23 protein-coding genes and 1 tRNA gene are annotated in these 24,617 nt (G+C 56.9%); 11 read left to right on the top strand and 13 right to left on the bottom strand.

Annotation, left to right across the window (positions count from 1 at the left end; genetic code table 11):
* Positions 1-27: 27 nt before the first annotated feature.
* Positions 28-2,646 carry an ATP-dependent chaperone ClpB gene (gene clpB, locus ACXAEW_RS06895; RefSeq protein ID WP_474940628.1) on the bottom strand — a complete coding sequence of 873 codons (2,619 nt, stop codon included), beginning with the start codon at positions 2,644-2,646 and terminating at the stop codon, positions 28-30.
* Between the two features lie 232 nt (positions 2,647-2,878).
* On the opposite strand from clpB, the gene pyrF reads away from it, so the two are divergent.
* On the top strand, positions 2,879-3,607 hold the full coding sequence (gene pyrF, locus ACXAEW_RS06890) for an orotidine-5'-phosphate decarboxylase (RefSeq protein ID WP_474940627.1): 729 nt from the start codon (positions 2,879-2,881) through the stop codon (positions 3,605-3,607).
* Positions 3,608-4,005: 398 nt separating this feature from the next.
* Here pyrF and ACXAEW_RS06885 read toward each other — a convergent pair whose 3' ends face one another.
* Positions 4,006-4,425, bottom strand: coding sequence for an NUDIX hydrolase (locus ACXAEW_RS06885; protein ID WP_474940626.1), 420 nt, complete (start codon positions 4,423-4,425; stop codon positions 4,006-4,008).
* Positions 4,426-4,506: 81 nt separating this feature from the next.
* Between ACXAEW_RS06885 and ACXAEW_RS06880 the strand changes: the two genes are divergently transcribed.
* Positions 4,507-5,760, top strand: coding sequence for a DNA polymerase IV (locus tag ACXAEW_RS06880; RefSeq protein ID WP_474940625.1), 1,254 nt, complete (start codon positions 4,507-4,509; stop codon positions 5,758-5,760).
* Between the two features lie 26 nt (positions 5,761-5,786).
* Here the strand turns inward: ACXAEW_RS06880 and ACXAEW_RS06875 are convergent, their stop codons facing one another.
* Positions 5,787-6,647: an N-formylglutamate amidohydrolase gene (locus tag ACXAEW_RS06875; protein ID WP_474940624.1), complete on the bottom strand. Its 861-nt coding sequence runs from the start codon at positions 6,645-6,647 to the stop codon at positions 5,787-5,789.
* 158 nt (positions 6,648-6,805) lie between these two features.
* On the opposite strand from ACXAEW_RS06875, the gene ACXAEW_RS06870 reads away from it, so the two are divergent.
* The 3 genes from ACXAEW_RS06870 to ACXAEW_RS06860 all read left to right on the top strand — a co-directional run bounded on the left by ACXAEW_RS06870 (position 6,806) and on the right by ACXAEW_RS06860 (position 8,333).
* Positions 6,806-6,880 (top strand) — tRNA-Val (locus tag ACXAEW_RS06870).
* Positions 6,881-6,967: 87 nt separating this feature from the next.
* Positions 6,968-7,093, top strand: a complete 126-nt coding sequence (gene ykgO, locus ACXAEW_RS06865) for a type B 50S ribosomal protein L36 (RefSeq protein ID WP_005648635.1) — start codon at positions 6,968-6,970, stop codon at positions 7,091-7,093.
* 226 nt (positions 7,094-7,319) lie between these two features.
* Positions 7,320-8,333: an extracellular solute-binding protein gene (locus tag ACXAEW_RS06860; RefSeq protein ID WP_474940623.1), complete on the top strand. Its 1,014-nt coding sequence runs from the start codon at positions 7,320-7,322 to the stop codon at positions 8,331-8,333.
* 69 nt (positions 8,334-8,402) lie between these two features.
* Here the strand turns inward: ACXAEW_RS06860 and ACXAEW_RS06855 are convergent, their stop codons facing one another.
* The 6 genes from ACXAEW_RS06855 to ACXAEW_RS06830 form a co-directional block, all read right to left on the bottom strand.
* On the bottom strand, positions 8,403-10,079 hold the full coding sequence (locus ACXAEW_RS06855; protein ID WP_474940622.1) for an ABC transporter permease: 1,677 nt from the start codon (positions 10,077-10,079) through the stop codon (positions 8,403-8,405).
* Positions 10,080-10,209: 130 nt separating this feature from the next.
* On the bottom strand, positions 10,210-11,406 hold the full coding sequence (locus ACXAEW_RS06850) for a phenylacetate--CoA ligase family protein (RefSeq protein ID WP_474940621.1): 1,197 nt from the start codon (positions 11,404-11,406) through the stop codon (positions 10,210-10,212).
* 12 nt (positions 11,407-11,418) lie between these two features.
* On the bottom strand, positions 11,419-12,273 hold the full coding sequence (locus tag ACXAEW_RS06845) for an ABC transporter ATP-binding protein (protein WP_474940620.1): 855 nt from the start codon (positions 12,271-12,273) through the stop codon (positions 11,419-11,421).
* Between the two features lie 55 nt (positions 12,274-12,328).
* Positions 12,329-13,612: an ABC transporter substrate-binding protein gene (locus tag ACXAEW_RS06840; RefSeq protein WP_474940619.1), complete on the bottom strand. Its 1,284-nt coding sequence runs from the start codon at positions 13,610-13,612 to the stop codon at positions 12,329-12,331.
* Positions 13,613-13,697: 85 nt separating this feature from the next.
* On the bottom strand, positions 13,698-14,774 hold the full coding sequence (locus ACXAEW_RS06835) for a branched-chain amino acid ABC transporter permease (RefSeq protein WP_474940618.1): 1,077 nt from the start codon (positions 14,772-14,774) through the stop codon (positions 13,698-13,700).
* 41 nt (positions 14,775-14,815) lie between these two features.
* A complete protein-coding gene (locus tag ACXAEW_RS06830; RefSeq protein WP_474940617.1) occupies positions 14,816-15,088 on the bottom strand; it encodes a hypothetical protein in 273 nt (90 codons plus the stop codon).
* A 114-nt stretch (positions 15,089-15,202) separates the two neighbouring features.
* Here ACXAEW_RS06830 and ACXAEW_RS06825 point away from each other — a divergent pair, with 114 nt between their 5' ends.
* Positions 15,203-15,541 (top strand): SHOCT domain-containing protein, encoded by a 339-nt coding sequence (locus ACXAEW_RS06825; RefSeq protein ID WP_474940616.1) that lies wholly within the window; start codon positions 15,203-15,205, stop codon positions 15,539-15,541.
* A gap of 30 nt (positions 15,542-15,571) precedes the next feature.
* On the opposite strand, the gene ACXAEW_RS06820 is transcribed toward ACXAEW_RS06825, so the two are convergent.
* The 4 genes from ACXAEW_RS06820 to ACXAEW_RS06805 form a co-directional block, all read right to left on the bottom strand.
* Positions 15,572-16,558: a branched-chain amino acid ABC transporter permease gene (locus ACXAEW_RS06820; protein ID WP_474940615.1), complete on the bottom strand. Its 987-nt coding sequence runs from the start codon at positions 16,556-16,558 to the stop codon at positions 15,572-15,574.
* Entirely contained in the window at positions 16,558-17,103 is a 546-nt protein-coding gene (locus ACXAEW_RS06815) for a hypothetical protein (protein ID WP_474940614.1), read from the bottom strand. The genes ACXAEW_RS06820 and ACXAEW_RS06815 overlap by 1 nt, the downstream gene beginning before the upstream one ends.
* Positions 17,096-17,914 carry an ABC transporter ATP-binding protein gene (locus ACXAEW_RS06810; RefSeq protein ID WP_474940613.1) on the bottom strand — a complete coding sequence of 273 codons (819 nt, stop codon included), beginning with the start codon at positions 17,912-17,914 and terminating at the stop codon, positions 17,096-17,098. Before ACXAEW_RS06810 ends, ACXAEW_RS06815 begins: the two co-directional genes overlap by 8 nt.
* An 87-nt stretch (positions 17,915-18,001) precedes the next feature.
* Positions 18,002-19,975, bottom strand: a complete 1,974-nt coding sequence (locus ACXAEW_RS06805; RefSeq protein ID WP_474940612.1) for an AMP-binding protein — start codon at positions 19,973-19,975, stop codon at positions 18,002-18,004.
* 229 nt (positions 19,976-20,204) lie between these two features.
* Here ACXAEW_RS06805 and ACXAEW_RS06800 point away from each other — a divergent pair, with 229 nt between their 5' ends.
* The 5 genes from ACXAEW_RS06800 (at position 20,205) to ACXAEW_RS06780 (ending at position 24,606) form a co-directional block, all read left to right on the top strand.
* Positions 20,205-22,112 carry a PAS-domain containing protein gene (locus ACXAEW_RS06800; protein ID WP_474940611.1) on the top strand — a complete coding sequence of 636 codons (1,908 nt, stop codon included), beginning with the start codon at positions 20,205-20,207 and terminating at the stop codon, positions 22,110-22,112.
* The gene (locus ACXAEW_RS06795) at positions 22,109-22,813 is read left to right on the top strand and encodes a response regulator transcription factor (protein WP_474940610.1); all 705 of its coding nucleotides are present in this window, start codon (positions 22,109-22,111) and stop codon (positions 22,811-22,813) included. Before ACXAEW_RS06800 ends, ACXAEW_RS06795 begins: the two co-directional genes overlap by 4 nt.
* Positions 22,814-22,900: 87 nt before the next feature.
* Positions 22,901-23,140 (top strand): WGR domain-containing protein, encoded by a 240-nt coding sequence (locus ACXAEW_RS06790; protein ID WP_474940609.1) that lies wholly within the window; start codon positions 22,901-22,903, stop codon positions 23,138-23,140.
* A 176-nt stretch (positions 23,141-23,316) separates the two neighbouring features.
* Positions 23,317-23,970: a histidine phosphatase family protein gene (locus ACXAEW_RS06785; RefSeq protein ID WP_474940608.1), complete on the top strand. Its 654-nt coding sequence runs from the start codon at positions 23,317-23,319 to the stop codon at positions 23,968-23,970.
* A 21-nt stretch (positions 23,971-23,991) separates the two neighbouring features.
* Positions 23,992-24,606: a glutathione S-transferase family protein gene (locus ACXAEW_RS06780; protein WP_474940607.1), complete on the top strand. Its 615-nt coding sequence runs from the start codon at positions 23,992-23,994 to the stop codon at positions 24,604-24,606.
* Positions 24,607-24,617: the final 11 nt, after the last annotated feature.

Raw genomic sequence — 24,617 nt, 5'->3', positions numbered from 1 at the left:
CATACATTATGTCAATGTGCTGCAAGTTTAATGAACCACCGCATCATCAGGTCGCGGACGGTCCGATCGACCAACGCGATCTCCGATCACCAGCCCCTCTGCACCGGCCGAAACGGGAACGGTGTCGCCGTCCATGATATCTCCGGCCAAAAGCATCTCAGCCAGCGGGTTTTGCAAGGCACGTTGGATCACACGCTTGAGCGGACGAGCCCCAAAGACCGGATCATAGCCCTCATCTGCCAGCCATGTTTTCGCCGCGTCATCCAACTCCAGCGCAATCTTGCGACCAGCCAGACGTTTCAAAAGGCGCGACAACTGGATTTTGACAATCCCGTCCATATCCCCCCGCGCAAGGCGGTCAAAGATAATGGTCTCATCCAGACGGTTCAGGAATTCAGGCCGGAAGTGTGCCTTGACCGCATCCATCACGTCCCGTTTGGCGTCAGAGGCATCGGCACCTTCGGGCAGTTGGCTCAGCGCCTGCGCCCCAAGATTCGACGTCAAAATGATCAGCGTCTGTTTAAAGTCCACCGTCCGACCCTGGCCATCCGTCAATTGCCCATCATCCAGTACTTGCAGCAGTACGTTGAACACATCCGGATGCGCCTTTTCGACCTCATCAAACAGCACCACCTGATAGGGTTTACGCCGCACGGCCTCCGTCAGAACACCGCCCTCGTCATAACCAACATAGCCCGGAGGGGCACCGATCAGACGCGCCACCGCGTGTTTTTCCATGAACTCGGACATATCAACACGAACCATTGCGCTGTCATCGTCAAACAGGAACTCAGCCACTGCCTTTGTCAGCTCAGTTTTACCAACACCGGTTGGGCCCAGGAACAGGAATGATCCCAGCGGGCGGTTTTCGTCATTCAGCCCGGCACGGGCACGCCGAACTGCGTTGGACAGCGCAGTAACAGCCGCATTCTGTCCGATGACCCGCGCATGCAGCTCGTCCTCCATCCGCAACAGCTTCTCACGTTCGCCTTCCAACATGCGCGACGTCGGGATACCCGTCCAGCGCTCGACAACGTCAGCGATCTGTTCAGGACGCACCGCCTCATCGACCATCCGCCCCTGCTGCTCCTTGTCATCCGCTTCGGCCAGCTTTTTCTCCAGCCCCGGAATAACGCCATAGGACAGCTCACCAGCGCGGGCAAAGTCACCGTTTCTGGTCGCAATCTCCAGATCGGAACGCGCCTTTTCCAGTTGTTCCTTCAGCTCAGTCGCTGACGCCAGCTTGTCGCGCTCCGCCTGCCATTGGGCGGTCATTTCGGCAGATTGCTCCTGCAGATCTGCCAGCTCTTTTTGCAGCCGGTCCAGACGATCCTGTGACGCCGCATCTTCTTCCAGCTTCAGCGCCTCTTCTTCGATCTGGAGTTGCAGGATCTGACGATCCAGCGCATCCAGTTCTTCGGGTTTGCTGTCCACCTGCATCCGCAGACGGCTTGCCGCCTCATCCACAAGGTCGATAGCCTTATCCGGCAAGAAACGGTCAGTGATATAACGGCTCGACAAGGTTGCGGCTGCCACCAATGCGGCATCGGCAATCCGCACCCCATGGTGAAGCTCATATTTTTCCTTGATGCCACGCAGGATCGACACGGTGTCCTCCACCGTGGGTTCTTCGACCATCACCGGCTGGAACCGACGGGCAAGTGCTGCGTCCTTTTCCACATATTTCCGGTATTCATCCAGCGTGGTTGCCCCGATGCAATGCAACTCCCCGCGGGCAAGCGCTGGCTTGATCAGGTTCGCAGCATCCATCGCGCCATCGGATTTCCCGGCCCCAACCAGCGTGTGCATTTCGTCAATGAACAGTACAATTTCACCGGCGGCTTCGCCGACCTCGGTCAAAACAGCCTTCAGGCGCTCTTCAAACTCACCACGATATTTGGCTCCGGCAATCAGCGCGCCCATGTCCAAGGACAACAGCTGTTTGTCGCGCAAGCTCTCTGGCACGTCGCCATTCACGATCCTCAGTGCCATGCCTTCCGCAATCGCGGTTTTACCCACGCCAGGTTCACCAATCAGCACCGGATTGTTCTTGGTCCGACGGCTCAACACCTGCATGGCGCGGCGGATTTCCTCGTCACGCCCAATGATCGGGTCAATCTTGCCCTCACGCGCGCGTTCAGTCAGGTCCAGCGCATATTTCTTCAGCGCGTCATAGCCTTCCTCGGCGGTTGCACTGTCCGCAGTGCGCCCTTTTCGAATATCGTTGATCGCCTCGTTCAACTTCTGCGCCGAGACATCGCCTGCGACCAGCGCATCCTTGGCTTTGGATTTTACCAAGGCCAACGCCATCAGCATACGTTCGACCGGAACAAAACTGTCGCCCGCCTTATCGGCAATCTTGGCCGCCTCATCCAGAACTTTGGCTGTTTGCCCATCCAGATAGATCTGGCCGACATCGCCCGAGATCTTGGGCAATTTATTCACAGCGTCCTGCGCAGCCTCTGCAACACGGGCCGCATTTCCGCCCGCACGAGAGATCAGATTGCTGGCCAGCCCCTGATCATCGTCCATCAATGATTTCAAAAGATGTTCCGGGACCATCCGCTGGTGCCCTTCGCGCAAAGCAATGGTTTGCGCTGCCTGCACGAATCCCCGTGCCCGCTCAGTGAACTTGTTCAAGTCCATCTCGTTCTCCTTTTCAAAGCGCCCTGCAACTATGGAACGCCCGCTTGGCAGCGCGTCCCGGTTTGGGCCTCATCTTCAGATTTGGGCAGTTTCCCCGCCACTTCAAGACTATGGACCAAATTCACTTAGATTTCCCTGATCTGGCGCAAATTGGGCAGGGATAGGGGGTTTTCAGCCGCGTTCGACCCGATTAGGAATGCGCAAGTTCCCCCAAAGCCCGGAGAGTAGAAGAATGACCCAGCCCGCAGCAGACGACCGCCTGATTGTTGCCATGGACGTACCCGATGCGTTGGCCGGGCTGAAACTGGCCGAACAGATCGGCGATGCGGTCTCTTTCTACAAGATTGGCCTGGGGATGCTGACCGGCGGCGGCCTGGCACTTGCAAACGAGCTGAAGCAGGAGCACGGAAAACGCATTTTCCTTGATATGAAGCTCTTTGACATCGGGGCCACGGTGGAAAACGCGGTGCGGGGTCTGGCGCAGTTTGACCTCGATTTCCTGACCGTTCACGGCGACCCCTATGTTATTAAGGCAGCCAAGGAAGGGGCCGGCGGTAAAGATCTGAAAATTCTGGCGGTGACCATCCTGACGTCGCTGGACCGTCAAGATCTGGACGGCGCGCTGATCAAGGAAGGTGCCGTCAAGGATCTGGTGATTGAACGCGCTGGCAATGCTTTGGCAGCTGGCGCGGATGGTGTAATCGCCAGCCCGCAAGAAGCGGCCCTGATCCGTGCCCTGCCAGAGGCAAAAGGCAAGCTGATTGTCACCCCGGGTGTCCGCCCGGCAGGCGCAGACCTAGGGGATCAAAAACGCGTTGCAACACCGGCCAATGCCATCGCAGACGGCGCCGACCACATTGTGGTGGGCCGCCCGATCTGGAAGGCAGAAGACCCGCGCGCTGCGGCCACCGCGATATTAAACGAGCTGAAAAGCCCGCAAGCGAAAACCCCAAACCGCTAACCGGTGAATCACCTGCAGTCAGCGCGCTGCTGTTGGCTGGATTAACCATTTGGTAAGGAAATTGCCTAAATTCACGCCGGCGAGAAATATTTTCCCGTCGGCCAAACTCCGCCTGCATCGCATCAATTGACGCTCACGGAAACTACGTCAATCAATTGGGAACGCGGGGCTTTTCCGATTCGCCCCAGTTTTCCCTAAAAAATCTGCATGTAACCCAAAAGGCACAGGTGATTCTTTCCCTATGATTCTTGGCCCGCAGACCTTTACGAAACTGCGGGAACTGCGGGAACCTGTGGTCAGGACACTCCCCTGACGGGCGGTTCTTCCTGAGGCCCGTCAACTTCCCCCGCGCACGCGGGGGACTTTGTTTTTAGGGCCCCAAACGCCCGCTGATTGCATCAATCCCAAAGCTCTACACTTTTAGCCTCGAGGTATTCTTGCAATCTTGTCCTGAAATTCGGCACAGCTTTGGCATGCGCACAATAGGCCTCGGGCGTCCACATCTCCCAGCATTGCCCCTCGTCTCCCAAACGAATCTCGTCCACGCGATCCTCTGGTAAATGAGCGGCAAAGAACCAGGACACCTCGGCATCTGCCGCGTAGCTCCGCGCCCAGACAATATCGAGCTCTTCCAACGTGATTCCAAGTTCTTCCTGAGTTTCCCGCAACGCACAGGCCTTAGGGCTTTCCTCCCCTTCGCGGCCGCCGCCTGGTAAATCCCAATAGGCCGGAAAGGGAATATCCGGATTGTCATCCCTCAGGATCACAACCAGTTTTGACCCCAGAAACAAAGCCAGTTTAGCACCGGTAAATGACATGCTCGCCCCTGCAATCGATAAAGACAATCCCCTGCGACATAGATATGATGGGACGTCCCACCCCGCAACCGGATGCTTGTGATGCACGCTCTTTGCCGCGATTGTTTGTGCGTTCTCACGCCAGCTCGACGCTGCCCCAAATGCCGCAGCCCGCGAATCCTGGCCCATGAAGAGCTGTTTTCCCTTTCGATTGCACATATGGACTGTGACGCGTTTTTTGCCAGCGTCGAAAAGCGCGACAATCCGGAGCTTGCGGACAAACCTGTAATCGTAGGCGGCGGCAAACGCGGTGTTGTCTCTACCGCCTGTTATCTGGCCCGCATTCGCGGCGTGCGCTCTGCCATGCCGATGTTTCAGGCCCTGAAGCTGTGCCCTGACGCAGTGGTCGTCAAACCACGCATGAAGGCCTATGTGGAGGTCAGCCGACAGGTCCGCGCCTTGATGGACGAGCTGACGCCCGTAGTAGAACCCCTGTCACTGGACGAAGCCTTTATGGATTTGACAGGCACCGAAAAACTGCATGGCGCGCCGCCTGCGATAATGCTCGCACGATTGGTCAAACGGATGAAAGATGAACTGGGCATAACCGGCTCCATCGGCCTCAGCCACAACAAGTTCCTGGCCAAGGTTGCATCAGATCTGGACAAGCCCCGCGGGTTCTCGGTGATTGGAGTCCGCGAAACGCAGGATTTCCTGCGCGATAAACCCGTGCGACTGATCTGGGGCATTGGCCCGGCGGCGCAGGAGTCACTTGGCAAAGCCGGCATTCGCACTTTTGAAGATCTGCTCCGGTGGGACCAACAGGATCTCATCAACCGGTTCGGCAGCATGGGAGAGCGGCTTTTTCATCTTGCACGCGGTCAGGATCGCCGCCGGGTCTCTGCCCGCACGCCGTTAAAATCCATCTCGAACGAAACAACGTTCTTTGAAGACACTCAGAACCTTCAGGTGCTGGATGGCCACCTTTGGAGGCTGGCGGAAAAGGTCGCAGACCGCGCCAAGGCCAAAGAGATGGCCGGTCGCGTTGTCACTCTCAAGCTCAAACGCGCCAATCACTCATCCCTTACGCGCCGCACATCATTAAGAGACGCAACTCAGATTGCCGATCAGATATACAGGACCGCACGCGACATGCTGGATCACGCCATTGGCGAAGGCCCTTTTCGCCTTATCGGTTGCGGCATCTCTGATCTGGTTCCGGAGACCCAAGCAGACATGACTGGCGATCTATTGGACCCTCAGGCCGGACAGCGCGCGCAGGCAGAGCGGGCCGCGGACAAGATTCGCGCCAAATTCGGAGATGGCGCGATTCTTAAAGGTCGCGCACTTCGCTAAATTTCACTGCTCAGAGGGGAAGCCGGTCATTCAGCAGCAATGCGCTGCGGTTCTTGTCCCATTGCGATCAGTTCGGCAACCACCCCGGTCAGCACGGTATGCAATGCGTCAAACCCGCGATGCCGCTCAATCTTCTGCTCATCCATGTAAAGAGACCGGTCGATTTCCACCTGGATCGCATGCTGATTATGCGAAGGGCGCCCATAGGTCTGAGTAATATACGCGCCGGCAAACGGCGCATTTCGCGCAACCGTCAAGCCGGCCCGCTTAAACGCCGCTTCGACCTGCTCCATGACGTCACTGCTGCAAGAGGCCCCGAATCGATCCCCCAGAACAACTTCGGGTTTGCGCCCATTGCGCAGACTTGGCTCTCCGATCGCCTCATGGGGCATCGAATGACAGTCGATCAACACTGACACACCGAATCGACGTTTTCCGCGTGAGATCAAGTCGCTCAACTGCTTGTGATAAGGATGCCAGTATTTTTGCAGCCGGTCTTCTGCTTCGGTCAAAGGCATTTTACCCGAATAAATCGCACGACCATTGGCCACCACGCGGGGAATCACCCCCAGACCCGACGCAACTCTCGGATTTTGCCCTTTCTTCTGAACACCTTGTATCAAAGCCGGATCCAGTTCGTCAGGCGCGCGATTCAAATCCACAAAAGAACGAGGAACCGTTGCACATAACAAGGGTGCCCCCAACCGCGGTGCAGACGAAAAAAGCTCATCCACAAAGGCATCTGAGGAACTGCGGATTTGCAGATCGTTCAAAATAGAGCGCCCAAGGAAACTTTCGCGATATCTGTCCCCGCTGTGAGGCGAGGCAAAGACGACACCAGACCGCAGAACACGCGGCATTTCCAATCGAAAAGCTGTATCCGTCATCCCGGCTCCGAAAATTTGTTACAAGAAACACCTTAGACCGGAATTTCCTTTGCCAAAAGCTCTTGCGCCCGTCTGCGACTCTTATTATAGACCCCTTCACCGGCGCGGAACTTCGCGCCCCTTTCCTTTTTAGGGGCTAGTGAAACGCAGGTAATCAGGGGCGATTAGCTCAGTGGTAGAGCACTTCGTTGACATCGAAGGGGTCACAAGTTCGAACCTTGTATCGCCCACCATGATTTCATTGTCGGGATCTGAAGGCAGATCAAGGCACCCGTCAACCCAGGCGCTGGTTCGCGCGCCGCAGGAACAGGAGAGAGGCCATGAAGGTCAAGAACTCGCTCCGCTCGCTCAAGAACCGGCATCGTGATTGCCGCGTTGTGCGTCGCAAGGGCCGCGTCTATGTGATCAACAAGACCCAGCGCAAATTCAAAGCGCGTCAGGGCTAAGATCACGTCGAAAATTGACGTTACGGATTATTTAAAGACCACATCTTCTGATGTGGTCTTTTTCGTTTGCGCACACTCAGGTTTTCCAATTGTGACACTCTGCGCACGAGAATTCCGAGTGTTATTGTTGGAATTTAGTTTGCATCCTGCCGCAAAACCATTAATTGACATTTTCAGTCGGATTACCGGCAACGAGTTTTCATTCCGAAATACGGGACGCTAAATGATGACCACAAAAACATTCTTTCTGGGCGCGCTGACCGCAGCCGTCGCCACCGCCGCCGCCGCTGAAGGTGAATTGAACCTTTATTCCTCGCGTCATTATGACACCGACGAACGTCTCTATTCGGATTTCGAGGATGCAACCGGCATCACCATCAACCGTATCGAAGGCAAAGCAGACGAACTGCTGGCCCGTATGCAGGCAGAAGGTGCAAACTCTCCTGCCGACATTCTGCTGACCGTGGATACATCCCGCCTGGCGCGCGCCAAGAACGCCGGCGTACTCCAGTCCGTCGACAGCGCCATTCTGGAAGAGAAGATCCCGGCCAATCTGCAGGACGCCGACAACCAGTGGTTCGGCTTCTCGCAGCGTTCGCGTATCATCTTCTTTGACAAGGCAGACGTTGCAAACCCACCCGCAACCTATCTGGACCTGGCCAAACCCGAATACAAAGGTCTGGTCTGCATCCGCTCTTCCTCAAACACCTATAACCAGACTTTGTTGGCGGCCATCGTAACCAACCACGGCGAAGACGTGGCCAAGGACTGGGCAGCAGGTGTTGTTGCGAATATGGCCCGCGATCCACAGGGTGGCGACACCGACCAGCTGCGCGGTATTGTGTCTGGCGAATGCGAAATCTCTGTTTCCAACAGCTATTATTTTGCCCGCGCCCTGCGCAAAAACGTCAAAGGCCTGTCGGATGACATCGACATGATCGGCTGGGTATTCCCGTCTCAGGACGCGGAAGGTGCGCATATGAACCTGTCCGGTGCCGGCGTTGCTGTTAACGCACCAAACAAAGAGAACGCGATCAAGTTTCTGGAGTATCTGGCATCTGATTCTGCGCAGAAGTATTTCTCCAACGGCAACGACGAATTCCCGGTTGTGGCAGGTGTAGAACTTGCTCCGAATGTCGCGAAACTCGGCGAATTCAAAGCAGACGACGTTGTTCTGTCCGAGGTCGCCAAGAATATTCCGGTTGCCCAGAAGATCTTCAACGAAGTGAACTGGAAGTAATCCAACCCGGTTTTCGTGGAACACAGGAGGTGCGGAGAAATCCGCGCCTCTTTCTTTTTCGTGACGGTGCTATCGACGCCCGACCTGACGACAAATCAGGATAACCGGAATCAACCCAACGGCAACAATGACCAGCGAGGGCACCGCCGCACCTTCAAGGCGCTCATCAGATGCGAGCCGATAGGCCTGAACTGCCAGCGTATCAAAGTTGAACGGGCGCATGATCAGGGTGGCGGGCAATTCTTTCATCACATCCACAAACACAATCAACAGCGCGGTCAGCAGGCTTGGCGTCAGCAGCGGCAGGTGCACACGGCGCAACATGCCCATCGGTGTCTGCCCCAACGATCGCGCCGCCGCATCCATATTCGCATGTACCGTGGCCTGCCCACCTTCATAAGCGCCAAGGGCTGCGGACAGGAACCGCACCATATAGGCCGCCACCAAAAGCCAGATCGACCCGGTAACCAGCAACCCGGTGCGAATGTCAAAGGTTGCGCGCATCCAGGCATCAAGCGTGTTGTCAAAGGCCGCAAAGGGCACCATCAGCCCGACTGCAATGACCCCGCCCGGCACCGCGTATCCCAACCGTGCAACATAAGACGCCCAGGCCGAAACCCGGCCCGGCTGCAAACGCTGGTAAATCCCTAAACAGATTGCGGCTGCCACTGTAATCACCGCAGCCGTGCCCGCCAGCGTCAATGAGTTCTGGATAAATTGCACGTATCTACGGCTGAGCAGATTCTGTTCGGACTCAAGCCCCATCAACACAAGAATGGCAATTGGCAGAACAAAACCCAACAGAATGGGCAATCCGCCCAACACCCACGCAGCCACGCGGCGCGCGCCGTCCAACTCGGCCGGGGGCATCTTGGCATGTTGTTTTCCGGCCTGATGATACCGCGCGCGACCGCGGCTAACGCGTTCGCTCACCGACAGCATCAATGAAAACACCAACAAACACAGCGCCAATTGCGCGGCTCCGCTGCGGTCAGCCAGGGAAAACCAACTGGTGTAGATACCGGTGGCAAAGGTTTGAACGCCAAAATAGGAGACAGTGCCAAAATCTGCCACGGTTTCCATAACGGCCAAAAGAACGCCCGTGGCAATGGCTGGGCGCGCCATGGGCAGGCTCACGCGCCAGAACGCCTGCCAGGAGCTGTTGCCCAAAGCCCGCGCCGCCAGAAAGGCCCCGGCGGTCTGCTGCATAAAGGCCGCCCGCGCCAGCAGATAGACATACGGGTAAAGGACAAGAACCAGCATCAGCGCCGCACCCGGCAGTGATCGAATTTCGGGAAACCAGTAATCGCGCGGCCCCCACCCCGTCACGTCACGCAGGGTGGATTGCACAATACCCGGGTGATCCAGAACATAGGTATAGGCATAGGCAAGCACATAGGCCGGGAAGGCCAGTGGCAAGACCAGCAGCATCTCAAACAGGCGCACCCCCGGAAACCGCGTCATGGTGACCAACCAGGCGGCACCGACACCTATGGAAAAAGTACCAACAGCCACCATCAGCACCAGCAACACGGTCGTTCCGGCATATCGCGGCAATACGGTTTCTGCCAGATGTCCAACCGCACCAAAACCGCCGGTTACAGCGGCCAGCAAGACGGCCACCATTGGCAAAAGACAGGTTGCGGCGAGGATCAGACCAACCGTTTTGAACGCTCCGGTTCCAGCCCGTTTTCCACCGCGCTTGCCGTGAGGCGCATAAGTCTTTTCCGTGTCTGCAGCGCTCATTGGCGTGCCCCGATCTCAGTCTGGTTCCTCATGGTGTTCCTATTTCCACCAATTTTATCAGGAATGCCAGACTGAACCCGGCAGCACCATCCCCTGGACTGACGCAGTCACCATGTTCGACTGCGTAAGGTCAGTCGTAAACGCGCTGATCCTCGATCACCAAACCATCCCGCGGCAAGGCCCCGGGTGCAAACACTTCGACGTCTCCTTTGAGCTTGAGCACCTCAATCACAGAGCGGGCGAATTGCATCTGATCCCCGCCATCGGCTTCGATCTGCACCGTCATCCGGTCCATCTCGCCCTGGCGGCTGGCAATCACACGGGCGCGCTGGATTTCACTGTGTTTGTCGACCAATGCAGCCACCTGTTCGGGACGCACAAACATGCCTTTGATCTTGGTTGTCTGGTCCGCGCGCCCCATCCAGCCTTTGATCCGCAAATTGGTTCGCCCGCAGGGTGACTGGCCCGGCATGACCGCGCTGAGGTCTCCGGTTGCAAAACGGATCAGCGGATAGTCCGGATTCAATGTGGTCACAACGACTTCGCCGATCTCACCCGGTTGTACGGGAACACCGGTCCCCGGAGTAACGATCTCGACCACCACATGTTCGTCAACGATCATCCCCTCCATTGCCGCGCTTTCATAGGCAATGTTCCCCAGATCCGCCGTGGCATAACTCTGCAGGCAAGAGATCCCGCGATCTGCATATTCCTGTCTGAGGGACGGGAACAAGGCACCGCCACCAACAACCGCTTTGGAGATTTTGAGCCGCACTCCCATGCTGTCGGCCTTGTCCAGAAGCACCTTGAGGTAATCCGGTGTCCCGGCATAGGCGGTTGCCCCAACATCCCATGCGGCCGTGACCTGCAATTCGGTCTGGCCGGTCCCGGCTGGCAGAACCCGCGCACCCACCGCCTTTGCCCCGCTTTCAAAAATCATGCCGGCCGGCGTCAGGTGATAGCCAAAGCAATTCTGGATCACATCGCCTTTGCCAACCCCTGCTGCATGTAAAAAACGCCCCATCCGCCACCAGTCGTGGCCTGTTCCGCCGGGCTCATAAATCGGGCCCGGGGACTGAAACACATGCAGAATGTCCCCCACCGGCACATTGCCAAAGGGCGGATTGTCCTTCTGCGCGTTCACCAAATCGGATTTACGCAACACCGGCAACCGGGCCAGATCCGACAAATCCTGCAGCGGATCAATGTCCTGCAAATAGGCCCCTGAAGAGGCGCACACCCGCGCAATCTGTTCATTCACACCCGACAACAGCTGACGTGCACGTTCATCCACAGAGCGGGTTTCTAATGTATCAAAATATGTCATCCGCGCTCCCCCTTAACTCAACCACCGTTTACGCCGCCGATAGGAGCGCACATCACGAAAGCTCTTGCGGCCGTCTTCAGACATCCCAAGATAGAATTCCTTGACGTCCGGGTTCTCCTTCAATTCCGCGGCCGGGCCGTCCATCACAACACGCCCCGATTCAAGAATGTAACCGTAATGCGCATAGCGCAGCGCCACGTTGGTGTTCTGCTCCGCCAACAGGAATGTCACACCTTCCTGTTCATTCACCGCTTTGACGATCTCAAAAATCTGTTCGACCAGTTGCGGCGCCAATCCCATCGAAGGTTCGTCCAACAGGATCGTCTCCGGGCGGCTCATCAGAGCACGCCCCATGGCGACCATCTGCTGCTCGCCGCCCGACGTATAACCCGCCTGACTTTTACGGCGTTCTTTCAAACGCGGAAAATAGGAATAGACCATTTCCAGGTCGCGTTTGACCTCGGCTCCGCCATCGCTTCGCGTATAGGCACCGGCAAGCAGGTTCTCTTCGACCGTCAGATGTTCGAAACAATGCCGACCTTCCATCACCTGGACCACGCCACGTTTCACCAAAGCCGCCGGGTCGAGTTGGTGCACCTGTTGCCCATGATAGCGGACTGTTCCTTTGGTCACCTCGCCACGCTCGGATTGCAATAGGTTGGAAATCGCCTTCAGAGTCGTGGTCTTGCCCGCACCATTGCCACCCAAAAGAGCGGTAATCCCCCCTTTGGGAACAGCAAGGCTCACCCCCTTCAAGACCAGGATCACGTGGTTATAGATCACCTCGATATTATTCACTTCAAGCAACGCGGCCTGTGGCGCGCCTGCTGCTTTGGTCCCGTCTTCAGCTTTTGCGATGTCCAACATCTGCCCTCCTTGCGCCGTGATCCCCGGCCGGTCCTGCCAGCCGGGGAAGATGTCATCACTTGCAGCGTTCCTCGATCCCGTTTTCAGAAGCAAAGGCGGTGGAATCCTCGGCAATCAACGCATTGATCACCTCTCCATCTGTTGCCTTGAAATCCGAGATCAGCGACCAGCTCTGGTTTTCCGCGTCCCATTGGGTCACGCCAACCATTCCAAGGCCACCGTGGTTCTCGCAGGAGACGTTGAAGGTTGGTCCAAAGTTCGGCATGCCAAGCGCAGTCATCTTGGCTTCGTCGATCACAAGCGCTTCCATACCGTCGCGCATCATCGCGGCTGTGATCTCCGCTGTGCCGTGCAATTCCTGTGCGGTTTTGGCGGCCTCAACCGCCAGCATCGCCGCGTACATGCCGCGGTTATACAGAACCTTGCCCACGTTATCGCCAGCACCGGCTGCCAGACCTTTGTCGACAACATACTTGCGCATGTCGTCGAACACCGGGAAATCATCGCCAACGTTATGGAAGGTGACCGCCTTGTAGCCATGCGCCTTGGCCCCCGCCGCAATCACATCATGTTCGGCACCAGACCACCAGACACCGATGAAATTCTCCATCGGGAAGCGGATATTGGCGGCCTCCTGAACAGCAACCTGGTTCATCACGCCCCAGCCCCACATGACCACATAATCAGGCCGGTCCCGTCGGATTTGCAGCCACTGGGATTTCTGTTCCTGACCGGGGTGATCCACCGGCAGCAGCTTCAGTTCGAACCCGTGTTTCTTGGACAGCTCTTCCAGGGTGCGGATGGGCTCCTTGCCGTAAGCCGAGTTGTGATAGACCAATGAGATCGTCTTGCCCTTCAGATCACCACCGTTTTCCTCCAAGAGGTGGTTAATCACGCCAGACGCGCCGTTCCAATAATTGGCCGGATAATTGAACACATGGCTGAACACTTTGCCGTTGGCAGCAGATGTGCGGCCATATCCCATGGTGTGAAGTGGGATGCCATCAGCTGTTACTTTAGGGATCAACTGATACGTAATGCCCGTGGACAGCGGTTGATAGATCAGCGCACCATGGTCCTTGGTTGCTTCGTAACACTCAACACCTTTTTCAGTGTTATAACCGGTCTCACATTCGATGACCTGCGCCTTTACGCCGCCAATACCACCGTCACGTTCATTCACCAGGGTGAAATAATCGTTGTACCCGTCCGAGAATGGCACACCGCCGGCCGCATAAGGGCCCGTGCGATAGCTCAAGTCCGGAAAGACCAGATCCGCTGCCGCCGGTCCCGCGACCATCACAGCCGCCACGACGGCGCTTATCAGTTTCCGTGTCATCGGTTTCTTCCTCCCTAGATTATTCCGATGGTCCGGCGGGCCACATATGTGTCCTCCTCCCGCCGGTTTTCAGACCCAGCCCGCATCAGTGCGGAAAGGGCCACAACCTCAGTTTTTCCTTGGTGACGCGCCACATCTGTGCAAGCCCGTGGGGTTCGACGATCAGGAAAAACACAATCAAGGCCCCCACGACAACCAGTTGGAAATGCGCCACAATATCGGTAGGCCAGCCCAGAACGTCCACGCCCAGAACCTTCAGAACCACCGGCAGCAATACCAGAAACGCCGCCCCGGCAAAGGAGCCAAAGATCGACCCCAACCCGCCGATGATCACCATGAACAGCACTAGAAATGATTTCTGGATGCCAAAGGCTTCGCCGACCTCAACCGCTCCGAGATAGACCGAGAAGAACAGCGCCCCCGACACCCCGACAAAAAAGCCCGATACGGCAAAGGCGGTCATCTTGGCCTTCAACGGATTTACCCCGATGATTTCAGCCGCGATGTCCATGTCCCGAATTGCCATCCAGCTGCGCCCGACCGAACCGCGTGTCAGATTGCGCGCGATCAAGGCGCAAACCGTCAGGAATACAAGGCAGAACAGATAGGTCGCCCAGGCCGGAGCGTTCGGCCCGGTGATCACAATGCCAAATACTTCGCGTTCCGGTGCGCTGATCTGGCCAGAGGCCGAGTTGTTGTAAAACCACGGGACACGGTTGAAGAGCCAGACCAGAAAGAACTGCGCCGCCAGTGTGGCCACTGCCAGATAGAACCCTTTGATGCGCAAGGACGGCAGCCCAAACAATACGCAGACCGCCGCCGTAATCCCCCCGGACAAAAGAACATGCACAATCATGGACATCTCGGGAAAGGCGGTCATCAGCTTGTAACAGCCATAAGCTCCAACGGCCATGAACCCACCCGTTCCCAGAGAAACCTGTCCGCAATAGCCAACAAGAATGTTCAGCCCGATCGCCGCAATCGCATAGATCAGAAATGGCAGCAGGATCGCATTGGCCCAGTAGTCGTTGATGAAAAACGGGATCACTCCAAAGGCAACCGCCAGCACCGCATAGTAGCGTGCCCGATCAAACCGGATCGGAAACGTCTGGCCGTCCGCCACATAGGACGTCTTAAAATCTCCTGCTTCACGATAAAACATTCAGCCCTCCCCAGGCACCGGTTCCAAGATTTGGTTTCATGTCAGCCCAGATCATGCCGTGCCTCCCAATTTTCCTGTGCTAGATCGCGCGCGTCCCGGCCCAGGCGGGCCGATGGTTTTGCATATCCAGAGCGTTCTGAGACACGCACAAGTTTGAGATAGGTAAAAACCCCGGTAAAAAGCCCGGCCGCTGCAAGAAGGCTTGCAATCAAAAGCTGCTGTCCGGAATGGCTCTCAGCGCTCAGCGCGAGATAGCCAAACGCCCAAAACCCTGCCCAGGCCACGACATTTATCACCGCCAAAAGCTTGATCATCCGTGACCTCCCCGCATTAACAGAATGTTAACCGTTTTGTCAGTTTTCAGCGCTTCGCCACATTTTGCCCAATTCTCAGCGCTAATGTTAACGCGGGAAAAGTGAGTGGATGAAATGACGGCTATATTGGAGGACATCCGTCGGCTTGATGCCGCGCGGAAACGTGGGGACATATCCCCCGATGTATACGAAGACCAAAAGCGGCGCCTCTTGGGTGACGTGGAAGATGTGCAACTTGTCGCAGTGGCCAGGGCCGAACGCCGTGAACATCGCCCTGCGCGCGAAGACCCAAACCAAGGGCTGTGGTCGCTCCTGCTGGTCGGTTTCTGTCTGGCCGGAATTCTGACCTTCATCGCTGCGCAGCTGATCGGCGATATGACCATTGCCGTTACATTGGTGGTAACCATCTTTGCCGCCATTCTGGTCAAGGCTGCTAAACGGTTGGAACATTGACCCAACCGTATGCTGTGCGGGGAGAGATGATCAGACCCTTTCAATGATCTTCTCCCCAAACAGCCCCTGCGGGCGAAACACCAGGAACAGCAGCGCAAGCACATAGGCAAACCAGTTTTCGGTCGCCCCGCCCACCAAGGGGCCGATTGCGAATTCAAAGAGTTTCTCACCGACGCCGATGATCAACCCGCCGACAATGGCGCCGGGGATCGAGGTAAAGCCGCCCAGCATGAGCACCGGCAGCGCCTTGAGCGCAATAAGCGACAGCGAGAACTGAACCCCTGATTTGGTCCCCCAGACAATACCTGCAACAAGGGCCACAAACCCTGCCAGTGACCAGACCAGGACCCAGATGAAATTCAGTGAAATCCCCACGGACAGCGCCGCCTGGTGATCATCCGCCACCGCCCGCATCGCGCGCCCCTGTTTGGTGTACTGGCTGAAAAGCACCAGCCCGACCACCAGCAGCGCCGCAATCAACGTCGCCACGAGATCCAGATTGTCGATAAAGAACCCATAGTCAAAGATCTGGAACGTGGTCTCATCGATCCACAGGTTGATACCCTGCGGCAGCCCCACATCCAGAGTCTTCAACTCGGACCCCCACATCAGATCCGCCACACCTTCCAGAAAATAGGCCAGCCCGATGGTGGCCATAAACAGGATGATCGGCTCCTGCCCCACCAGATGGCGCATCACCAGCACCTGCACCAACCAGGCCAGCAATACCATCACTCCGACGGTAACAGCGATTGCAAGGAAGCCCGGCAGGTTCCACCCGAAATGGGTGATATGGCCGCCAAAGATCGCATTGATCAAATGGGCAAAGGGAACCTGCCCATTCATAATGCCCACAAGCGTCATAGCCGCAAACAGCGCCATCACCCCTTGGGCATAGTTAAAGATACCCGACGCCTTGTAGATCAGAACAAAGCCCAGCGCGACCAGCGCATAAAGCACACCCGCCATCAACCCGTTCAGGGTGACCTCCATGGCAAAGACAAGCTGTTCAGACATTATGACACCTCTTCCTGACACGGGCTTTCGATATTGTTCGGTAAATTCGCAGTGACTCCGACGCGGAAATCACCTGTATCTGGCCCTTCAAAGGCAAACAGCGCCAGCAGCCCGTTTTCGCGGCAATAAACCAATGCAGGATCAACCTGGGCCTTATGATGGAAAGCGACACCGTGAAACGAATGCTCTGGAAAGGCGGCTTCAATGCTCTCCACCCATTCCGCCTCAAACAGGCTGCGGGGAGGCTTTTGAACCGATTTGGCAACACATAGAAACCAATGGTTTTTTGAATAAGCAGCGTGCACCAACATCTGACCTATCTGAACAGACGTTTCCTGAATTCCCTCAAGATTTATCTGAGCCGCGGCTGCATCGAATGGCGCAAGAGGTGCATCACTTTGGCCCTCCATCACGTCAAAACACAAGTGCGCCGCCTCAATCCAATCCGGCATTGTTTGCGCCCGAAGCCCCACAGGCAACACACCCGCAGCGCAAAGCGACACAAGTGCAACCAGTCGCGTGTAAAAATGGGGTCCCCTAATCATGGGCCACCCCCAGATAGGCGTCGATGACCTCTTGGTTGTTGCGCACCTCATCAGGGGTGCCGTCGCCAATCTTCTTGCCGTAATCCATCACCACCACCCGATCCGACAGATCCATCACCACCCCCATGTCGTGTTCGATCAGCGCAATTGTGGTGCCAAACTCGTCATTCACATCCAGGATAAAGCGGCTCATGTCCTCTTTCTCCTCGACATTCATCCCGGCCATGGGCTCATCCAGCAGCAACAGCTTCGGCTCCGCTGCCAGGGCCCGCGCCAGTTCCACCCGTTTTTTCAACCCATAAGGCAGACGCGATACGGGGGTTTTGCGGATCGCCTGGATCTCAAGGAAGTCAATAATCCGCTCAACCTTCTCGCGGTTTTCCACTTCTTCCGCTTCAGCCCGACCTTTCCAGAACGCCTGCTGAAACAGGTTTGCGGACATATGGTTCAAACGACCTGTCATAACATTGTCCAGAACACTCATCCCTTCGAACAACGCGATGTTCTGAAACGTGCGTGCAATACCCTGTCGCGCCACCTCATAGGGGCGCATGGGTTTGCGTTTCTTCCCGTGGAACCAAACCTCACCTTCCTGCGGCACATAAAACCCGGAAATGACATTCAGCATCGACGACTTGCCGGCCCCGTTTGGTCCGATAATGGCGCGGATTTCCCCTTCGCGAATATCGAATGAGATGTCCTTGATGGCCTCCACTCCGCCAAACCGCAACGTGATGTGTTTCATCTCCATCACCACATCACCAATGGTTCGTCCGTCTGCGGTGACAAACCCCGCTGTCTGATCCAACATGTTAGGCTCCATTCTGGTGCTGCGCCCCAAGGGACGGTGGGCGGGGCGATGTCCGGCATAGCCGGACGAGCGTCGTATCAACGTCCCTCATTCCGCCGCCTCCAAACGCGCAATCGGGGCAGATACCTCAGCATCCTGAATGGACAGTGTCGCGCTGATCGCCCCCTTGCGCCCGTCCTCATAGGTTACTTCAGTTCGGGTAGAGACCTCGGTTGCGCCGCTATAAAGTGCCGTGAGAATGTCCTGAAACTTCTCTTCCACAAACCCGCGGCGCACCTTGCGCGTTCGCGTCAGCTCCCCGTCATCCGCGTCCAGCTCCTTGTGCAGGACCACAAAGCGATGCACCTGACAGCCTGACAGCATCTCATCTTCGGCAACGGACCGGTTCACTTCTGCCACATGAGCGCCAATGGTTTTCAGAACCTCAGGATGGCCCGCCAGCTCCTGATAAGAGGCATAGGCGATATTATTGCGCTCGGCCCAGTTCCCCACCGCCGTCAGGTCGATATTGATAAAGGCAACACAACGGTCCCGCCCATTGCCAAATAACACCGCCTCCAGAATATCCGGGAAGAACTTCAGCTTGTTCTCCACATACTTCGGCGCAAACATTGCACCATCGGCCATTTTGCCCACATCCTTGGCCCGGTCGATAATCCGCAGATGACCGCTTTCCCTCTCGATGAAACCGGCATCACCGGTGGCCACCCACCCATCGGCATCCTTGGTCTTCATTGTGGAGTCCGGGTTCTGGAAATACTCCACAAACACCCCGGGTGAGCGATAAAAGATCTCCCCCGTTTCATCGATCTTCAGCTCCACGCTTGGAGATGGCACGCCAACCGTATCTGCGCGCACCTCACCATCCGGCTGCTGAGTGATAAACACCGTCGCCTCGGTCTGCCCATAAAGCTGCTTCAGGTTGATGCCGAGCGAGCGATAGAAGTCAAAGATCTCGGGCCCGATTGCCTCACCTGCGGTGTATCCCACCCGGATCCGCCCATAGCCCAGCGTGTCCTTCAGCGGACCATAGACCAGCACATTGCCAATTGCGTATTTCAACCGGTCAAACAGCCCAACAGGTTTTCCATCCAGAATGCGCCCGCCGACCTTTTTGGCGTGCCTCAGAAAGTGATGGAACATCCTCTGTTTCAGCGGGCTTGCATCCTCCATCCGGATCATCACGCTGGTCAGCTGCCCTTCAAACACCCTAGGCGGAGCAAAGAAATAGGTTGGGCCGATCTCGCGCAGATCCGTCATCATCGTATCCGCGCTTTCGGGGCAATTGGTGCAGAACCCACACCAATAGGCCTGCCCGACAGAGAAAATGAAATCCCCAACCCAGGCCATCGGCAGATACGACAAAATGCTGTCATCGCTGCGCAGCCCATCGAATTGTGCCGAATTCTTGGCGGTCTCGATCACGTTGCGATTGGACAGCACCACACCCTTGGGTTTGCCGGTGGTGCCAGAGGTATAAAGCATCACACAGGTGCTGGAGTAATCCAGCTCTGCCCGCCGCGCGTTCAGCTCATCCGCAAGCGCCAGCGCTGCCTTGCGACCCTGAGCCTGAACAGCCCTGAACCCATGCAGATGCCCGTGATCATATTTCCGCATTCCCCGCGGATCGAGGTATATCATCTGTTCCAGAACCGGCAGCTGATCCTGCACCTCCAGAACCTTGTCTACCTGCTCCTGGTCACCTGCGATCACAAACCGCGCGCCGCAGTGGCTCAGGACATAGGCCATCTCTTCCGCAACCGCGTCCTGATAGACGGGCACCGGCACAGCACCGACCGATTGCACGGCAACCATCGACCAGTACAGATACGGGCGGTTGCGCCCAATGATGGCGACAAAATCGCCAGGCTTCAGCCCCAGGTCCAGCAGACCCAGCGCCAGCGCTTCCACTTCCTTTTCGGTTTCGGCCCAGGTCCAGCTCTGCCAGATCCCGTATTCCTTCTCCCTGTAGGCGGGCCGATCCCCGTATTCTTCAGCATTTCGCTGCAACAAGGCGGGCAGAGACATGTCTCCGCCCGCACGCGCACGCACGTCTGCCATATGTTCTCCTCCCAACCCGTCCCCTGACTGACCGCTGCTTCCTCCCTCGCAAACGGCCCCGAGGACGGGACAGATGTCAGCATCGTGGTTAATGTTGTCAGCAAGTTTGCCCAAATCTTACGAATTGTTTCAGCAGGGCCCTGCGGCGTTAAACCTCCGAAACGTGACGGCATAAAGCTGCGGAAATGCTTGCCAAACGCGCGCCCGGTGATAGCCATGAAAGACGCTTATGGAACGTATCGACACCTCATATACTGCGATGACCGCGGCCGGGCTGAACCTTATCGCCCAGGCCATTTCCATTTATGATGGGGATTTAAAACTGGCAGTCTGCAACCAACGGTTCCAGGACATGTTCGATCTGCCCGATGCGCTGGCCATGCCCGGAGCCGACTTTGCCGACACCATCCGTTTTATCGCGCAAAGCGGGGACTACGGCGACATTGAAGACCTCGAAACCTTTGTCGCCCAACGTGTGGCGCAGGCCAGAACCTTTGAGCCGCATTACTTCGAACGCATCCGCCATAACGGGCAGGTGATCTCGATCGAAGGATCCCCGCTGCCCCAGGGAGGCTGGGTCACGGTCTATACGGACATCACCCGCACCAAGCGGATCGAGGAGATGCTGCGCAGCCGCTCCGAAGAACTGTCGGACCAGCTGATTTCCCATACCGAGGAACTCTCCGCCACCAACCGCAAACTGGCCGCCTCCATCACCGCGCTTGAGGCGGCAAAACGCGACGTGGCCACCAGCGAGCGCCGTATTCGTCTGACGGCCGAGATGATGCCCGCCCATATCGCACATCTGGATGCCAACGGGTATTACACCTTCACCAACCGCCGCCTCAGCAGCGTGTTTCCGGGCCGACCGACCGATATTCTTGACACACATATAGCAGAGGCACTCGGCCCGTTTGCCTTTTCCAAGATCGAGCCGCATCTGATTGCTGCCTACAAGGGCGAGCGCCCGGTGTTTGAGTTCACCGAAGACCACGACAGCCGCCGCATTCGCGTGGCCCTGACACCGGATGGGAGCGGTGGGGTTTATGTGCTGTCCATGGATGTCACCGAAGAAACCCAGGCGCGCGTCGCCCTGCAGCAGACCCGTCGCCGTGACATGGCCGCGCAGATGACCAATGGGCTGGCGCATGATTTTTCGAACCTGTTGACGGTGATCCTCGGCATTCAAAGCAAACTGTCCAAGATGGAATTGGGCAGCGAGGCTGACCAGCTGATCCGGGCCACCCAATCCGCGGCGGAACGGGGCGGTCGTTTGCTGCACCGGATCTCTCAGATGACCGGCAACCGACCACTGCGGCCGCAAGCCACGGATCTTGCCGCACTTCTGGAAGAATTGAAAATCCTCGCCTCACCTTCCCTGCCACGTGGCATGGGGCTGTCCGTTGTGAACCACACCAAAGCGCAGACCCTGCTGCTGGATGCTGGCAAGCTGCAGGACGCATTGTTGAACCTGATCCTGAACGCGCGCGACGCCTGCGGCACCTCGGGGCAGATCACCGTCAGCGCGCATGAGGTCGGTCGCACATGGATTGAAATCAGCGTCACGGACACGGGCCCCGGATTTTCCAGCCAGGCGCTTGAACAGGGCCTCAATCCGTTTTTCACCACCAAGGGCAGCAAGGGTTCGGGCCTTGGCCTGTCGATGGTCTATGACATGGTCAAACTGAACGGCGGCAATGTGCAACTGGCCAATACGATCTCAGGTGCCAGCGTAACCCTGCGACTGCCCTATCGCCTGGCGCCCGAAGCCAACGGCGGCATGGCCCTTCTGGTCGAAGACAGCGATACATTGCGCGAAACGTACAATGCCATGCTCACGGACCTCGGCTATTCTGTAATCGAGGCCGAAACCGCGACGGACGGGATTGCCTTGGCGCGCAACCTGCCAGAAATTCAACTAATCCTGTCCGACATAAAGCTCAAAGGCTCGGAAACCGGCTTGGATCTCCTGGACGGGCTTGATCCATCGTCTCCGCTGCCGCCGGTCATTTTGATGACCTCTGCCGCAACCTCTGACCCGGTTTTCCGCTCCGCTCTGAAGAAAGCGCCCGTTTTGCAGAAACCTTTCACCACCGATCAATTGGCGGCCCTCATACGACCGGAGACCTCTGCATGAGCGCACTTGTCACCATTCTGGATGATGAACCCGAAATTCGTAAGCTGCTGACAGAGACGTTGGAGGACGCCGGTTTCAGGGTGCAATCCTTTGGCCGCGCCCGCGCATTTGAAGCCGCATTAAACCGGATTGCGCCGGATGTCTGCCTCATAGATCTGTCGCTGCCTGATACGGACGGTCTGGCGCTGGTTCATAAACTCGCGCAGGACCAAGGTGCTGCGGTGATTATCATTTCCGGCCGGGCACAGGTGCAGGATCGCGTCGCTGGCCTGGAACTTGGGGCTGATGACTATATTACCAAACCCTTTGACCCGATAGAGGTTGTGGCCCGCGTTCGGGCACGTCTGCGCAACGGCAGCCGGGCACAGACAGGATCAACCACCAAAAATTGCGCGCGCTTCACCGGTTGGCAGGCGCATTTTGATCGCTTTGTTCTCAGCGATGATCAGGGCAACGAGATGCCCTTTTCCCAGGCCGAAGGCGAAGTGCTGCGCCTGTTTCTGGAAAACCCCAAACGACTTATCTCGCGCGCGCAGATGCAAGAACAGCTGGGCGGTGCAGCCGGTGAAAGTTTTGATCGGGCCATGGATGTCCGCATTTCCCGCCTGCGCACCAAGCTGCGCGACGATCCCAAGAACCCAAAGCTCATCAAAACCATCTATGGGGCGGGCTATATCTTTCTAGATGATGTGGAATGGTAAGGAATGTTAACAACATATAGGTATCCCTTGTCATCTACCGACAACATATCGGTTGAAGATCAAGAACTCTTGGGATAGCCTAACTCTATGACGACCTGTTTGCTCTATACTCAAAGCGAACGCCAGCCTTCACGGTTCTATCGGATCGAACTGGCCATGAACCTCTTTTCCGAAGTCTCGGTGTTGCGTGAATGGGGGATTTCCGGCTGCGACGGGAAGACCATGATTAACATTTATGGCAACCTGCGCGAGGCGTCTCTGGCTGCGGATGAACACCGCAACCGCATGATAAATCAGGGCTATTTCCGCGACACTCTGGACGCATAAAGCCTGCGCCGATCCTTCAGTCCCAGTTTTCGCCCACGCCCAGTAAACCCGGCGTACGGTCATATTCCAGAAACTTGTTTCGCGTGCGAAACATATGAAAATCGAATATGTTTTTCCCCCTATTCAACAGCCTCTTGGCCTCCTAAATCCTGACAGTCTACAGGCAGGAGAATTCTATGAGCCAGATTACCCTGGTCAGGCACGGGCAGGCCAACACAGGCGCACGTGACGAGGCAAGCTATGACAAACTCAGCGATCTGGGCCACCAACAAGCCCGCTGGTTGGGCGAGCATCTGCGCGACACCGGCTATCATTATCCGCGGATTTACTCGGGCACGTTGACCCGCCACGTGGAAACCGCCGCATCCATGGGCATGTCCGCGAACATCGTTCATGACCCGCGCCTGAACGAGATGGAATATTTCTCTCTTGCCGAAGCAATGGAGACCCAGCACGGTCTGCCGATCCCCACCGAACGCGAAGGCTTTGCCGACCACATACCCAAGGTTTTTGCCGCCTGGTCTGAGGGGAGGATCGAAAGCCCTTATGAGAGCTGGCAAGAGTTTCAGACACGGACACAAACAGCGTTGAAAGACATCGCCCAAGGGGAAGGCCCCGCATTGGTGGTAACCTCGGGCGGGGTCATTGGCATGATCATGCAGTTCTGTCTGGACCTAGACCCCAAGGCCACAGCGCGCATGGTGCTGGCCATTATGAACTCTTCGCTGCACCGGCTTTACATCATGAACGGCGTCATCAGCCCCGATCTGTTCAACGCGGTTCCCCATCTAGAAGCACGGGAGCGTCGGTTCGCCCAGACCCATCTTTGACCCTGACACAGGACCGCTCTCATGCAGCTCTATTACGCTCCCCGCACCATCTCCATCGCCGTCGTGATCGCGTTGGAGGAAGCCGGGATCGCCTATGACGGGGTAGCGCTTGATTTCGCAGCCGCCGAACAGACCAGACCAGACTATGCCAAGGTAAACCCAAAGGGCCGGGTTCCCGCTCTGGTGCATAACGGGCACACGCTGACAGAAACCGGTGCCCTGCTGGAATATATCGCGGATCTGGCCCCATCGGCCGGCTTGCGCCCCGCTGATCCGATCAAAGCTGCCAGAATGCGTGAGGTGATGTTCTACCTTGCGTCAACGATGCACGTGAATCACGCCCATAAACTGCGCGGCCATCGTTGGGCGGATCATGAGAGCTCGCATCAGGATATGACCGCCAAAGTGCCCGAAACCATGGCTGCCTCCTGCGCCTATCTGTCTGACAATATTCTGCAGGGCCCATATGTGCTTGGTGCCGATTTCACACTTGCAGATATCTACCTCTATGTGATCTGTACTTGGCTTCAGGGCGACGGGGTCGATGTGGAATTGTTCCCCAAAGTCCGGGAGTTTATGACCACGATGGAGGCCCGCGCTTCGGTGAAATCCGTTTACGACCGCGGGATGCTTTGAAGGACGACGAC

Source organism: Epibacterium sp. ABZ3_068 (assembly GCF_056159265.1).
Note: the sequence above shows the minus strand (reverse complement) of the source record. Positions and strands in the feature narration are given on the sequence as shown.

Bases quoted from the DNA above. Each gene is read 5' to 3' on its own strand.
- ACXAEW_RS06840 (WP_474940619.1), bottom strand. From the start codon at position 13,612: ATGACACGGAAACTGATAAGCGCCGTCGTGGCGGCTGTGATGGTCGCG.
- ACXAEW_RS06850 (WP_474940621.1), bottom strand. From the start codon at position 11,406: ATGACATATTTTGATACATTAGAAACCCGCTCTGTGGATGAACGTGCA.
- ykgO (WP_005648635.1), top strand. From the start codon at position 6,968: ATGAAGGTCAAGAACTCGCTCCGCTCGCTCAAGAACCGGCATCGTGAT.
- ACXAEW_RS06790 (WP_474940609.1), top strand. From the start codon at position 22,901: ATGACGACCTGTTTGCTCTATACTCAAAGCGAACGCCAGCCTTCACGG.
- ACXAEW_RS06800 (WP_474940611.1), top strand. From the start codon at position 20,205: ATGGAACGTATCGACACCTCATATACTGCGATGACCGCGGCCGGGCTG.
- pyrF (WP_474940627.1), top strand. From the start codon at position 2,879: ATGACCCAGCCCGCAGCAGACGACCGCCTGATTGTTGCCATGGACGTA.
- ACXAEW_RS06810 (WP_474940613.1), bottom strand. From the start codon at position 17,914: ATGTTGGATCAGACAGCGGGGTTTGTCACCGCAGACGGACGAACCATT.
- ACXAEW_RS06785 (WP_474940608.1), top strand. From the start codon at position 23,317: ATGAGCCAGATTACCCTGGTCAGGCACGGGCAGGCCAACACAGGCGCA.
- ACXAEW_RS06875 (WP_474940624.1), bottom strand. From the start codon at position 6,647: ATGACGGATACAGCTTTTCGATTGGAAATGCCGCGTGTTCTGCGGTCT.
- ACXAEW_RS06795 (WP_474940610.1), top strand. From the start codon at position 22,109: ATGAGCGCACTTGTCACCATTCTGGATGATGAACCCGAAATTCGTAAG.
- ACXAEW_RS06830 (WP_474940617.1), bottom strand. From the start codon at position 15,088: ATGATCAAGCTTTTGGCGGTGATAAATGTCGTGGCCTGGGCAGGGTTT.
- clpB (WP_474940628.1), bottom strand. From the start codon at position 2,646: ATGGACTTGAACAAGTTCACTGAGCGGGCACGGGGATTCGTGCAGGCA.
- ACXAEW_RS06825 (WP_474940616.1), top strand. From the start codon at position 15,203: ATGACGGCTATATTGGAGGACATCCGTCGGCTTGATGCCGCGCGGAAA.
- ACXAEW_RS06860 (WP_474940623.1), top strand. From the start codon at position 7,320: ATGACCACAAAAACATTCTTTCTGGGCGCGCTGACCGCAGCCGTCGCC.
- ACXAEW_RS06805 (WP_474940612.1), bottom strand. From the start codon at position 19,975: ATGGCAGACGTGCGTGCGCGTGCGGGCGGAGACATGTCTCTGCCCGCC.
- ACXAEW_RS06815 (WP_474940614.1), bottom strand. From the start codon at position 17,103: ATGATTAGGGGACCCCATTTTTACACGCGACTGGTTGCACTTGTGTCG.
- ACXAEW_RS06885 (WP_474940626.1), bottom strand. From the start codon at position 4,425: ATGTCATTTACCGGTGCTAAACTGGCTTTGTTTCTGGGGTCAAAACTG.
- ACXAEW_RS06845 (WP_474940620.1), bottom strand. From the start codon at position 12,273: ATGTTGGACATCGCAAAAGCTGAAGACGGGACCAAAGCAGCAGGCGCG.
- ACXAEW_RS06820 (WP_474940615.1), bottom strand. From the start codon at position 16,558: ATGTCTGAACAGCTTGTCTTTGCCATGGAGGTCACCCTGAACGGGTTG.
- ACXAEW_RS06855 (WP_474940622.1), bottom strand. From the start codon at position 10,079: ATGAGCGCTGCAGACACGGAAAAGACTTATGCGCCTCACGGCAAGCGC.
- ACXAEW_RS06780 (WP_474940607.1), top strand. From the start codon at position 23,992: ATGCAGCTCTATTACGCTCCCCGCACCATCTCCATCGCCGTCGTGATC.
- ACXAEW_RS06835 (WP_474940618.1), bottom strand. From the start codon at position 14,774: ATGTTTTATCGTGAAGCAGGAGATTTTAAGACGTCCTATGTGGCGGAC.
- ACXAEW_RS06880 (WP_474940625.1), top strand. From the start codon at position 4,507: ATGCACGCTCTTTGCCGCGATTGTTTGTGCGTTCTCACGCCAGCTCGA.